This is a genomic window from Pelovirga sp., assembly GCF_059864205.1.
On sequence record NZ_JCBCBS010000005.1, the window covers coordinates 55,393 to 67,620 of the forward strand.

Below are 12,228 nucleotides of genomic sequence, written 5' to 3' on the forward strand. Positions count from 1 at the left end.
CCACCTCCCTGTGGCCGGACATCACCATCATGAAAGGTTCCGTTCATGGAAAAATGGAGTACTGCAAGTTCCGACAAACTCTACAACCTAAGCAACTGGGGTGCCGATCTCTTTTCGATCAATCGTAAGGGGAACGTCTGTGTTCATCCCTCGCCGAACTCGAAATATTCCATCGACCTGCGCGTCCTGATTGACGACCTGATCAAGCGCAAAATCAAGCCACCGATCCTGCTGCGTTTTATGGACGTTCTCGAAGGGCGCATCTCTGCTATCAATCGCGCCTTCAGAAGTTCCATCAGCGACAATGACTATCCGGCCGAGTATCGTACCTTCTATCCGATCAAGGTTAATCAGCAGCGTCAGGTGGTTGAGGCCATCACCCAGTTTGGTAAGCGCTACAATATCGGTCTGGAGGTTGGCTCCAAGCCGGAACTACTGATTGCCATTTCCTTTGCCACCGGCAAGGATATCCCGATTATCTGTAATGGCTACAAGGATCACGCATTTATTGAAACGGTTCTTTATGCGACCCGTCTTGGTTACGACATCACCATCGTCGTTGAGAAGCTGTTCGAGCTGGAAAAAATCATTGCTCTGGCGCGCGAGATCGGTATTTCCCCAAAGCTTGGTGTGCGGGTGAAGCTGTCTTCAAAAGGTACTGGCAAATGGGCGACCTCCGGCGGTGATGGTGCGAAGTTCGGTTTGCGCATCTCCGAAATCATGACAGCTATCGAGCTGTTGCGCGAAGAGAACATGCTCGAGAGTTTGAATCTGCTGCACTTTCATATCGGCAGCCAGATCACTAAAATCGACAAGATCAAGTCCGCCCTGATTGAGGGAACCCGCGTCTATGCCGAGATGTGTAAACTCGGGGTCAATCTGGAGTACGTCGATATCGGTGGCGGCCTCGGCGTTGACTATGACGGCAGCAAGTCGAGTTATTTTTCCAGTGCCAATTACTCGGTCGAGGAGTATGCCAACGACGTTGTCTATCAGATTAAAAATATCTGTGATGATGCCGGAGTCCGTTGTCCCAACATTATTTCCGAATCCGGGCGGGCGATCGTCGCCCACTATTCGGTGCTGGTGACCAATGCCCTGAATACCAACGCTCAGAGCTTGACGCCGGATTTTGAAGAGGTGCTGGATTCGACAGAAAAGCTTGCGCCGACGGTTAAAAAACTGGTTGATATCTACAAGAGCATCGACCGTCATTCATTGCGCGAAGATTACCACGATACCCTGCAGCTGATTCAGGAGGCGGTCAGCCTGTTTAACCTGGGCTATCTTAACCTCCATGACCGGGCGGTGGCCGAGTGGCTGTGTTTCAAGATTTTCCAGAAGATCAACAGTATCGTTGAGCGCTTGAAGCTGGTACCGGAAGAATTGCAGAATTTTCAGTTGTCGTTACGTCAGACCTGTTTTGCCAACTTCTCCCTGTTTCAGTCGATTCCCGATTCCTGGGCCATCGATCAGCTGTTTCCGATCATGCCGATTCAGCGCCTGCAGCAGAAACCGGAGATCAATGCGTCGATTGCCGACATCACCTGCGACTCCGATGGTGAGATCACCAGTTTTGTCGGTGAAAATGGACGCACCAAATTTCTGCCGCTGCACAAGGTTAAAAAGGACGAGGATTACTACATCGGCTTCTTTCTGATTGGCGCCTATCAGGAAATTCTTGGCGATATGCACAACCTGTTCGGTGATACCAATGCCGTGCACGTGACCTTTAACCGCAAAACCGGTTACAAGATCGATACGGTGATCAGCGGCGACGCGGTGTGGGAAAGCCTCAAGTACGTGCAGTACAAGGGACCGGAAATTCTCAAGCACGTGCGTGATACCCTGGAAAAAAGTGTCGCATCGCGCAAAATCAGTATTGAGCAGAGCAGTCATTTTATTGAACTGCTCGATCGGACGCTGGTGTCGTACACGTACATGGGTGAGTAGGGCCATCGGCAACAAAAAAGCCCGCATGACGCGGGCTTTTTTATGGGCTAATAAGGGTTTGTGGCTACATCTTTCAGCTGCCGGCTTTTTCCTGTTTTCTTTCGTTCATGACCTTGTAGGCACACAGGGCTCCGCACATCGTGCAGGCACCGTGACTTTCATCCACTCCCGACTCCTTGCGGATACGGCGGGCTTTGTCCGGGTCGATGGCAACGGAGAACTGTCCTTCCCAGTCGAGTTTTTTACGGAAGCGGGCCATGGCGTTGTCTTTTTCCATGGCTCCCGGGATCTTTTTGACAATGTCGGCGGCGTGTGCAGCAATCCGTACCGCCATCACCCCTTCGTGGACATCTTCAACCGTTGGTAGTCGCAGATGCTCGCTCGGCGTGACGTAGCAGAGGAAATCGGCACCGGCTGCGCCCGCGACAGTACCACCGATGGCCGCGGTGATATGGTCATAGCCGGGGGCGATATCAGTCACCAGGGGGCCAAGAACATAAAATGGGGCGCCATGACACAGACGTTTCTGCAGCTTGATGTTGGCCTCAATCTGATCGAGGGGAACATGGCCGGGGCCTTCGATCATGACCTGGATGCCGGCCTCCTGGGCACGCTGGGTCAACTCACCAAGGATAATCAGCTCCTGAACCTGGGCACGGTCGGTGGCATCGGCGAGGCAGCCGGGGCGGAAACCGTCACCGAGGGATAACACCGCATCATAGGGGCGCACCAGTTCAAGCAGGCGATCATAATACTCATACAAAGGGTTTTCCGCGTTATTGTGGAGCATCCACTCGACGGTGAAGGAACCGCCGCGCGAAACAACCTCAAGCAGGCGCCCTTCACGCTCCATGCGCGCGACTGTCTCTCTGGTAACGCCACAGTGGACGGTGATAAAATCGACGCCATCGTCCAGGTGTTTTTTGACCCCGTCAAAAATATCTTCAACCGTCATGTCGACAATCGGCTTGCCCTGACGCAGCACGGCATCACAGGCGGCCTGATAGAGGGGGACGCTGCCGATACAGAGATCAGTTTCGGCAATGATGGCAGCACGGATGTCATCGATGGGGCCTCCGGTCGACAGATCCATCAACGCATCTGCCCCGGCAGCTGCGGCGACCTTGGCTTTTTCCAGCTCTTTGTCAATGCTGGTATCGTCGCCGCTGGTGCCGATGTTGGCGTTGGTTTTGGTGCGCAGGCCTTCGCCGACCGCCAGAGGGCGGGCGTTGAGGTGTTTATTATTGCGGCAGATCACCGCCGTACCGGCAGCAACTTTCTGACGCAGGAGTTCCGGTTCGATATTTTCCGCGACGGCAGTTTGCCGAACAAGGTCGCTGATGCGCCCCTGTCGTGCTATCTCCAGTTGAGTCATTAAATTGTCCTTGCGGGGAGAAAAAAACAGCGCCAACCACAATAGACGGGTGGCCGCGCTGTTTGGTTAACAGATCTGATGCAGGCATATGGCTGCAGTTTAATCCATCGGACCCTTTTCATGCAAGAGTTGCATCGCCGCATGAAAATGATTAATCGGGCCGTGGCCCTGACCGATGGGAACAGCATGCTCAATGGCGATGTTGACAAAACGTTTGCTGCGCTCAACGGCCTGTTTGAGCGGATAGCCCTGAGCGAGGAAGGTGGCGATGGCGGCCGCCAGGGAACAGCCGGTACCATGGGTGTTTGACGTGTTGATCCGTGGTGAGGTAAACAGATGCTCCTGTTCACCAATCAGAAGAATATCGGTAGCGTCACCTTGCAGGTGCCCCCCCTTTAGTAGCACATTACGTACGCCCAGAGACTGCAAGGTGCGACCGGCCTCAATCATCTGTTCCGTTGTTTCGGGTGTTAAGCCGGTCATAGCGGTCACCTCCGGCAAGTTGGGAGTAAGCAGATAAGCCTGAGGTAGAAGTCGCGATATCAGACTGTCTCGCGCCTCCTGATCAAGCAGCGTGGCTCCACCTTTCGCTACCATGACCGGATCAACAACTGCAAGCAGGTGTCGTTCTTCCAGCACTTTGGCTACCCGCCAGACAATTCCCCCCCAGTTGAGCATCCCGGTTTTAACGGTATCAGTTCCTATATCATTGAGTACCGCATCCAGTTGCTGGAGCACAAAATCTGTGTGAACACTATAAATGTTACTGACACCGAGGGTGTTCTGTGCCGTCAATGAAGTCAAAACGCTGGAGGCATAGCTGCCCAGCAGGGTGATGGTTTTAATATCCGCCTGGATTCCGGCGCCGCCGCCGGAGTCGGACCCGGCAATGGTCATGACCTTGCCTTTAGGTAGTGCTAACCGGCGATTGAACAGCAGGGCAAATTCCCGCGCTGCGCGCCCCGGATTATCGTCTGCCATAACGCCTGAAATGACCGCGACTGCATCGGCACCGACGTCGATGGCTGCTGACGCTCTTTCCGGGGTCATGCCGCCAATGGCAACCAACGGAATGAGGACAGCCTTGCGGACCATGCTCAGGTTTTTCAGGCCGACGAGGGTGGTGTTTTCTTTGGACGATGTAGGAAATACGCTGCCGAAAGCGATATAGTCAGCACCTTGTGCTTCGGCCTTGAGGGCTTCGTCGACATTATGGGTCGAGATACCGATCAGTTTGTTGCGACCAACAATCTGGCGCGCCTGAGAGACAGGCATGTCGTCCTGTCCGAGATGAACCCCGTCCGCATCCACATCACGCGCCAGTTCGGGAAAATCGTTGATGACCAGCATCGCCTTATATTCATGACAAAGGGAACAAAGCTGTTCGGCTATGTCGCGTCGTGTATCGGGGTGGATATCTTTGGCACGGTACTGGACGATGCGTGCTCCGCCGGTCAAAGCTTTCTTGACTTTGTGTAAGATGCGGCCATCACGGTTGTCGTCAGTAATCAGGTAGAGTCCGGAAATCATCGATAATATTCCTTTGCTCCTGGCGTGTTTGGGCGTGTTGATAAGGCTGGTTTTTTGTTGCACGAAAAGAGGGTAGATATGCCACAATATGTAACACTAACAGCTGTAAACCTTGGTGTCAATTAATCTTTTGTTGTGCTTTTTAGCCGTAAATGGGGGGTTCCCGATCAGATGGCTTTTTCACCAAATCATACCGGCAATGTCAGGGAAGAGCGTGAGAACTTGCTACTGGATCAGTCAGGCAGGCCGACCTGGACTGATATCGACCTGACGGCACTGCTGCATAATCTTGGTCAGGTTTATCAATTTTTGCACCCGTCCCAGCGAGTGATGGCAGTTGTCAAGGCCGATGCCTATGGTCACGGCGCGGTGCCGGTAAGCAAAGCGCTGCGCGATGCTGGAATTATTGATTTCGCCGTAGCCACCCTGGAGGAGGCCCGGGCCCTGCGGCGGGCCGGAATCGACACAAATCTGCTCGTTTTGGGAGGGTGTTTTCCGGGTCAGGAAGAGGTTTTTATCCGTGAGTCCCTGATGCCCGCTCTGCTTGATATGGATACCGCAGAGCGCCTCAATGCTGTAGCTGTTCGACTGCGGCAACAGATCAGCGTTCATCTCAAAGTCGACACCGGGATGGGGCGGGTGGGGTTTTCCCCGCAACAGTTGCGTTTTGCCCTGCCACGATTAAAGGGGATGGCGGGGCTGGTGATTCACGGGTTGATGTCCCACCTGGCCTGTGCCGACGAGCCTACATCGGGCATTTCTGCGTCCCAACAACAACGTTTCCTCGAGGTGATTGATCTGGTGCGCGCCAGTGGTATCAATCCGGTCGAGTTGCATCTCTCCAACAGCGCCGGGATTGCTGCGCGCTACTGTCGGGAGTGTACTTTGGTGCGACCTGGGATCATGCTCTATGGTGGCTTGCCGGGGGATGCCTTTGCATCAACGCTTGATTTGCGCCCGGTGATGCATCTGCGTAGCTGTGTCGCTCAGTTGCGCCAACTCCCGGCCGGCAGCGGAATTTCCTATGGGCATTCGTTTCGTGCCGACCGACCCATCAAGGTGGCGGTGTTGCCCGTTGGCTATGCGGATGGCTACAATCGTCGGTTGAGCAATGTTGGTAAAGCTATTGTGCGTGGAAATCTGGTACCGGTGGTCGGACGGGTCTGCATGGACTGGATCATGGTCGATGTCAGTGCTGTCGCCGATGTTGCCATCGGTGATTCTGTCACCCTGTTAGGTAGCGCGCAGGGACTAACTATCAGCGCCGATGCCATGGCGGCACAGCTGGATACGATTTCGTACGAGGTTTTCTGCCGTATCGCCGCCCGGGTGCCGCGCCGCTACCTGCCCTCTGCCTGAAATCGGTTGTCAGTAGCAACTGAACCATGCTAATAAATCGGCTTTTCCGCTCCTGGCAGAGGGTATGTTTTTGCCGGTGGGCGTACCGGCCAGGTTAGCACATATTTATCATACTGATTTTACCATATCTATAAAGAGAAAGGGACGAGGATGGCTGTCATCAAACGCGCACTTATATCAGTGTCTGATAAAACCGGTGTTGTTGATTTTGCTCGAACACTACATGGCGATTATGGGGTGACGATTCTCTCTACCGGCGGTACCGCCGGACTATTACGTGAAGCTGGAATTCCTGTGACAGATGTTTCTGAATATACCGGGTTTCCTGAAATGATGAACGGCCGGGTCAAGACCTTGCACCCCAAGGTTCACGGAGCCCTGCTTGGTCTGCGGGATAATTCCGAACATGTTGCCGTCATGCAACAGCATGCCATCGAGGCGATTGATCTGGTGGTCGTCAATCTTTATCCTTTTGAAGCGACGGTGGCGCGTCCCGACTGCACCCTTGAAGATGCTATTGAAAATATCGATATCGGCGGCCCGAGCATGTTGCGCAGCGCCGCTAAAAATAACCGTTCGGTCACCGTTGTGGTTGACCCGGCAGACTACGCCACGGTGTTGGATGAGTTGTCATCAAGCGCTGGAGCGGTGTCGCCCCAGACCAATTTCCGACTGGCTGCCAAGGCTTATCAGTATACCGCTGCTTACGATGGCGCCATTTCCAATTGGCTCGGTCAGCGCACAAGTGGTGAGGTGATAGAATTCCCGGCCAGTCTGACTCTGCAATACCAGCACAGTCAGGGGATGCGCTACGGCGAAAACCCTCATCAGAAAGCGGCCTTTTACGTCGAAAAAGGGTTCAGCGAAGCCTCGGTAGCGACGGCCAGACAGTTGCAGGGTAAAGAACTCTCTTACAACAATATTGCTGATACCGACGCAGCCCTGGAATGTGTCAAACAGTTTGATGCCACTCCGGCCTGCGTTATCGTCAAACATGCCAACCCCTGCGGGGTAGCCATTGGCGACAATCTGCTGGAGGCCTATCACAAGGCCTTTTCTACCGATCCGGAATCAGCTTTTGGTGGTATTATTGCAGTCAATCGCGAGCTGGATGCTGAAACGGCAAAAGCTATTGTTGATAATCAATTTGTTGAGGTGATTATTGCGCCGCAGGTTGCCACGGAAGCGGTAGCCGTTGTTGCCGCCAAAAAAAATGTCCGTCTGCTTGAGTGTGGCCAGTGGCCGGCTGATAGTGTCGCGCGTTTCGATTTCAAAAAGGTGCATGGCGGTTTGCTGGTGCAGGATGCCGACTTGAAGCTCAGTGCCAAGTTGAAGGTTGTGACCCGCCGGCAGCCAACCGCTGATGAGATGAGCAACCTCGACTTCGCCTGGCGGGTGGCAAAATACGTCAAGTCCAACGCCATTGTCTATGGCAAGGAAGGGATGACCATTGGTGTTGGTGCGGGGCAGATGAGCCGGGTCAATTCAGCCCGCATTGCCGCCATCAAAGCTGAGCACGCCGGCTTGAGTGTTGCCGGTTCGGCCATGGCCTCCGATGCTTTTTTCCCGTTCCGCGATGGGATCGATAATGCCGCTGCTGTTGGAGTGACAGCAGTGATTCAGCCCGGGGGATCTATCCGTGATGAAGAGGTGATTGCCGCAGCCGATGAGCATGGAATTGCCATGGTGTTTACCGGGATGCGCCATTTCCGTCACTAGTAAGGGCGATTCATGAATCGCCCTTACACGGATGGATTAATCTCCCCTACGTGGGTAGATTAATCAACCAATGCCTATGTTGGTGAATCGCCCGCAGGTAACTTCTTCTGAGTAACTTAAAAAAAAGTTCCTGATGTCGTACTTGTTTTCCGTAATAGCCAAGTCCCCCTTGACAAAGGGAGACTTAGGGGGATTTGCCTGAGACTGTCGGTAGAAATCCCCCCTAGCCCCCCCTTTGTCAAGGGGGGAAGTGTTCTGTCAAAGATTTGTGATAATAAAAAAAGTTACTTTATGAAAATTCGCCCCACGGGGCGTGAGTCGCTGCATTCGGGTTCACGCATAAATGAAAGGAAGTAACAATGAACATTCTGGTAGTCGGTGGTGGTGGGCGTGAGCACGCCCTGGTCTGGAAGATTGCCCAGTCGCCGCTGGTCGCAAAGATCTACTGTGCGCCCGGAAATCCCGGTATTGCCCAGCTGGCCGAATGTGTTCATATCGCAGCAGATGATATTGAGGGACTGTGCGACTTTGCCCGGGCCGAGCAGATTGGTCTCACCGTCGTTGGCCCTGAAGTCCCGTTGACCCTGGGGATTGTCGATCATTTTCAGGCCGCCGGGCTGACCGTTTTCGGACCAACACAGAAAGCTGCCCAGATCGAAGGAAGCAAGAGGTTCTCCAAGGAACTGATGGAGCGTCATCAGATCCCCACTGCCGCCTATCGCAGCTTTAGCGATCATGGCGATGCCGTGGCCTATGTCAAGGAGCAAGGGACGCCGATTGTCATCAAGGCCAATGGTCTGGCAGCCGGCAAGGGGGTGGTGGTTGCCATGACCGAAGAACAGGCCCTTGCCGCCCTTGACGAGATGATGCTCGATCAGGTCTTTGGCGCCGCCGGCAGTTGCATTGTTATCGAAGAATTTATGGCAGGAGAGGAGGCCTCCTTTTTTGCCTTTACCGATGGCACATCGATCCTGCCGCTGGCCTCATCCCAGGATCACAAACGGGTCTATGACCAGGACCAGGGACCCAATACCGGAGGCATGGGTGCTTATTCACCGGCACCGGTGGTCACAGCGGAACTTCATCAGATCATTGTTGATACCATCGTCCATCCGACCATTGTCGGGATGGCAAAAGATGGTTGTCCTTACAGTGGCATTCTCTACGTCGGTTTAATGATCAAGGATGGTAAACCGCGGGTGGTGGAGTACAACGCTCGTTTCGGTGACCCGGAAGCGCAACCGTTGCTGATGCGGATGAAGTCAGATATTGTGCCGATCCTCAAGGCCTGTGCCGAGGGTAATCTCGATAATAAAACCATCGAATGGCACGACAAGGCAGCCGTGTGCGTGGTTATGGCCAGTGGCGGCTATCCATCTGATTATGCTAAAGGCTTGCCCATCTCCGGACTCGAGGAAGTTGCCGCAATGAAGGATGTTATGGTCTTTCATGCCGGCACCGGCCTGGAGCAGGGGAAAATCGTCAATCTTGGGGGCCGGGTACTTGGCGTCACCGGCTTGGGCTCAACCGTCGCGCAGGCGATCAGTAGCGCTTATCAGGCGGTTGAGAAAATTCATTGGGACAATGTTCATTATCGCCGGGATATTGGAGCCCGGGCATTACAGCATGCAGCTTGTGCAGGAGAAAAAAATGAGTGAAAAAAAGCCGTTGGTGGGAATTTTGATGGGCAGTGACAACGACTATGAGGTGATGGCCGAAGCCGGACGGGCGCTCAAGCAGTTTGAGGTGCCCTTTGAGATGATTGTTTCCAGCGCCCACCGTACTCCCGAACGAACTGCCGAGTATGTGCGCAGTGCACGTGAGCGCGGTATCAAGGTGCTGATTGCCGGTGCCGGGGCAGCTGCTCATCTGGCCGGTGTGGTGGCAGCAGAAACCTCCCTGCCGGTGATTGCGGTGCCGATCGATGCTACGTCGCTACGCGGGCTGGATGCCTTGCTGGCGATGGTACAGATGCCGGCCGGTATTCCGGTGGCTACCATGGCGATTGGCCCTGCCGGGGCACGTAATGCCGGATTATTCGCCGTGCGCATGCTGGCGACTACTGATCTGCAGTTGGAACAAAAACTGGATGAGTTCAAACAGGAAATGGCTGCCGGAGTCGTTAAAAAGTCCGATCGATTGCAGGAAAAGTTACGTGCTGAGGGGCTGGTTTAACGGACACTGTATACAATTTTTGTTGACATCAGGTGAGCTGTCATTTTACTTTAGCGACCGGTAGATTGTTTTTTTGTCGTAGGTTGTTTTCTTTTATCAGGAGGAGTAGAAAAATGAAGAAGCTTGTTGTATTGCTGGCCGTCTTTGCTGTCGTTGGTATTGCTGTGTATGCCATTGCAGCACCAGACCAAGTTGTTTTTGAAGCCAAGAATGGCAACGTCACTTTCGAGCATGCCAAGCATGCTGGTGCCGATTGCATCACCTGTCACCATGAAGGCTCCAACGATGCTGCCTGCCGCAGCTGTCATGATGGTGCCGCCGCTCCCTCAACCAAGGCTCCCCGGGGTGAATTTCACACCTTCTGTATCGATTGTCACAAGGGTGCCGGTATGAAGGGCACCTGTAACGACTGTCACAAGCGTTAGAACGTTTTTATTCGTTTTATCAGCTAGATATTGATTGTTTACGAGCGCCAGTCCGGTTCATCCGGGTTGGCGTTCGTTTTTTTTTGATGGGTGTGAAAGAATAACATGGGCACCGCTGAAACCCTCGATCAATTACTGCCTGGCAATCTGCAACTGTGGCAGGCGAAAGCCGGCCATCGTTATTCGGTTGATGCCGTTTTGTTGGCGCGCTTTGTTTGTCTGGCGCCATGCCGGCAGATTGCCGATCTGGGCACGGGCAACGGCGTGTTGCCGCTGTTACTGTCATACCTGGGTGCTGCTGAAAAAATTCTTGGTTTTGAGCTGCAAGAGGAAATGGCAGCGCGCGCCCGGCGCAACGTTGCATTGAATGGCTTATCCGGGCGTATCAGTATTTATCAGGGGGATATCCGCCGGATACAAGAGATTGTTGCCGGCGGGAGTATGGATCTGGTGGTGAGCAACCCCCCTTATCGTTCGGCTGCCAGCGGTCGTGTCGCCCCTAATGATGAGCGTGCTCGCGCGCGCCACGAGTTGGCCGGAACCATTGAGGATTTTGCGGCAGCAGCCGGTTGGTTACTGAAAGCCGGCGGGCGCTTTGCTGTCGTCTATCTGGCCGAGCGGCTTAATCTGTTGTTTGGCGCCATGACGCGGGCTGGGATCGAACCAAAGCGTTTGCGGATGGTTCATGCGACGGCAAGCAGCGATGCCCGGCTGGTCCTGGTTGAGGGGAACAAGGGGGGGCGTCCTGGTCTGAAGGTGGAACAGCCCCTGGTTCTCTATGTGGGTTGTCAGGCAGAGCGCTGCTATAGTGAAGAGGTTGAGCAGATGTATCGCTGTGTCGGTGCAGAAGGTTAGGAATCGCGCTTTCTCTGGAGTTTTGCCTGCAAGCAAAAGAGCCGCCGTAGTTCCTGCCGAAGTTCAGGGTGATTAATGTGTTTGACCAGGTGATCGATGTGGGATCGTTCAGCGGCACTGAGCTCAATGTCTTCCAGGGGAGGGGCTTTAGTCGGTGCTGTTGCCGCAGGCGCGGGGGGCATTGAATGGCCGGTTTTGCGTAGATAGAGGTCGGTGATGCCAGCTTTTGGTGTCTGCTCCTGAATCTTGGCAAGGATCTGGGTTTTCATCATTTGCAGTTGTTGCATCCAGACCGGGTGGTCGACTGCGATCTCCAAAACTCCTCTGCGTAAGCGTAAAGGTCGTGCCCGTGCCGCTATCTGCTTGCCGACAATTTTATCCCATACCAGCCAGGCCTGATGCCGGGTAAGCTGTTCACCAAGCCCGGGCTTGCCAAGCATTTCCTTGAGCAGGGTGTTAACACTCTGCGCCTGTTTGAGTGGCGGGCGTTTGCCGGTACTCATGGGTGGGTACGACGCCACATCCAGCCACCGAGCATCTGGCCGATGACAGCGCAGGCCAGGGTGGCAGGAATCCAGTGCCAGCTGAAACCATAAAACTGGCGGACAATAATCAGTAGCGGGATGGAGGCATGGATGTAAAGCATCCAGCGCAGAGAATACTTCGGTGCATTCTCGCGCAGATAGCCTAACGGCAGGTTGCCGGCGAAGGCGATTAAAAGCAGTATAATCAGTGGCAACACGTGAGTATCGGGCAACAAAGGTGTTCCTTTTTGGATGAACTCTTCTTAAAACCCAGCAACTTTACTGCGCCCTTGAGGGATCTGTCAATTGATCG

11 protein-coding genes are annotated in these 12,228 nt (G+C 54.0%); 7 read left to right on the plus strand and 4 right to left on the minus strand.

Features of this window, described 5'->3' with window-relative positions; genetic code table 11:
- Positions 1–45: 45 nt before the first annotated feature.
- Entirely contained in the window at positions 46–1,953 is a 1,908-nt protein-coding gene (gene speA / locus AC6F7T_RS00490) for a biosynthetic arginine decarboxylase (protein WP_500715984.1), read from the plus strand.
- Positions 1,954–2,026: 73 nt separating this feature from the next.
- Here the strand turns inward: speA and thiC are convergent, their stop codons facing one another.
- Positions 2,027–3,328 (minus strand): phosphomethylpyrimidine synthase ThiC, encoded by a 1,302-nt coding sequence (gene thiC / locus AC6F7T_RS00495; RefSeq protein ID WP_500715985.1) that lies wholly within the window; start codon positions 3,326–3,328, stop codon positions 2,027–2,029.
- 99 nt (positions 3,329–3,427) lie between these two features.
- Positions 3,428–4,858, minus strand: a complete 1,431-nt coding sequence (gene thiD, locus AC6F7T_RS00500; RefSeq protein WP_500715986.1) for a bifunctional hydroxymethylpyrimidine kinase/phosphomethylpyrimidine kinase — start codon at positions 4,856–4,858, stop codon at positions 3,428–3,430.
- Between the two features lie 171 nt (positions 4,859–5,029).
- On the opposite strand from thiD, the gene alr reads away from it, so the two are divergent.
- The 6 genes from alr (at position 5,030) to AC6F7T_RS00530 (ending at position 11,391) form a co-directional block, all read left to right on the plus strand.
- Positions 5,030–6,217: an alanine racemase gene (gene alr, locus AC6F7T_RS00505; RefSeq protein ID WP_500715987.1), complete on the plus strand. Its 1,188-nt coding sequence runs from the start codon at positions 5,030–5,032 to the stop codon at positions 6,215–6,217.
- A gap of 150 nt (positions 6,218–6,367) precedes the next feature.
- Positions 6,368–7,936, plus strand: coding sequence for a bifunctional phosphoribosylaminoimidazolecarboxamide formyltransferase/IMP cyclohydrolase (gene purH / locus AC6F7T_RS00510; RefSeq protein WP_500715988.1), 1,569 nt, complete (start codon positions 6,368–6,370; stop codon positions 7,934–7,936).
- Between the two features lie 359 nt (positions 7,937–8,295).
- Complete coding sequence (purD, locus tag AC6F7T_RS00515; protein ID WP_500715989.1) at positions 8,296–9,594, plus strand: phosphoribosylamine--glycine ligase; 1,299 nt, start codon at positions 8,296–8,298, stop codon at positions 9,592–9,594.
- Positions 9,587–10,111: a 5-(carboxyamino)imidazole ribonucleotide mutase gene (gene purE, locus AC6F7T_RS00520; protein WP_500715990.1), complete on the plus strand. Its 525-nt coding sequence runs from the start codon at positions 9,587–9,589 to the stop codon at positions 10,109–10,111. Before purD ends, purE begins: the two co-directional genes overlap by 8 nt.
- Before the next feature lie 113 nt (positions 10,112–10,224).
- Positions 10,225–10,536 (plus strand): cytochrome c3 family protein, encoded by a 312-nt coding sequence (locus AC6F7T_RS00525; RefSeq protein ID WP_500715991.1) that lies wholly within the window; start codon positions 10,225–10,227, stop codon positions 10,534–10,536.
- A gap of 105 nt (positions 10,537–10,641) precedes the next feature.
- Positions 10,642–11,391, plus strand: coding sequence for a methyltransferase (locus AC6F7T_RS00530; RefSeq protein ID WP_500715992.1), 750 nt, complete (start codon positions 10,642–10,644; stop codon positions 11,389–11,391).
- Here the strand turns inward: AC6F7T_RS00530 and AC6F7T_RS00535 are convergent.
- Both AC6F7T_RS00535 and AC6F7T_RS00540 read right to left on the minus strand, forming a co-directional pair.
- Entirely contained in the window at positions 11,388–11,894 is a 507-nt protein-coding gene (locus tag AC6F7T_RS00535; RefSeq protein ID WP_500715993.1) for a DciA family protein, read from the minus strand. The two genes, AC6F7T_RS00530 and AC6F7T_RS00535, sit on opposite strands and share 4 nt — an antisense overlap.
- Entirely contained in the window at positions 11,891–12,148 is a 258-nt protein-coding gene (locus AC6F7T_RS00540; RefSeq protein WP_500715994.1) for a hypothetical protein, read from the minus strand. Before AC6F7T_RS00540 ends, AC6F7T_RS00535 begins: the two co-directional genes overlap by 4 nt.
- Between the last annotated feature and the right edge of the window lie 80 nt (positions 12,149–12,228).

What these genes read in the sequence shown, in the direction of transcription:
- alr (WP_500715987.1), top strand. Translation starts at nt 5,030, where the DNA reads ATGGCTTTTTCACCAAATCATACCGGCAATGTCAGGGAAGAGCGTGAG.
- thiD (WP_500715986.1), bottom strand. Translation starts at nt 4,858, where the DNA reads ATGATTTCCGGACTCTACCTGATTACTGACGACAACCGTGATGGCCGC.
- purD (WP_500715989.1), top strand. Translation starts at nt 8,296, where the DNA reads ATGAACATTCTGGTAGTCGGTGGTGGTGGGCGTGAGCACGCCCTGGTC.
- thiC (WP_500715985.1), bottom strand. Translation starts at nt 3,328, where the DNA reads ATGACTCAACTGGAGATAGCACGACAGGGGCGCATCAGCGACCTTGTT.
- speA (WP_500715984.1), top strand. Translation starts at nt 46, where the DNA reads ATGGAAAAATGGAGTACTGCAAGTTCCGACAAACTCTACAACCTAAGC.
- AC6F7T_RS00530 (WP_500715992.1), top strand. Translation starts at nt 10,642, where the DNA reads ATGGGCACCGCTGAAACCCTCGATCAATTACTGCCTGGCAATCTGCAA.
- AC6F7T_RS00535 (WP_500715993.1), bottom strand. Translation starts at nt 11,894, where the DNA reads ATGAGTACCGGCAAACGCCCGCCACTCAAACAGGCGCAGAGTGTTAAC.
- purE (WP_500715990.1), top strand. Translation starts at nt 9,587, where the DNA reads ATGAGTGAAAAAAAGCCGTTGGTGGGAATTTTGATGGGCAGTGACAAC.
- AC6F7T_RS00525 (WP_500715991.1), top strand. Translation starts at nt 10,225, where the DNA reads ATGAAGAAGCTTGTTGTATTGCTGGCCGTCTTTGCTGTCGTTGGTATT.
- purH (WP_500715988.1), top strand. Translation starts at nt 6,368, where the DNA reads ATGGCTGTCATCAAACGCGCACTTATATCAGTGTCTGATAAAACCGGT.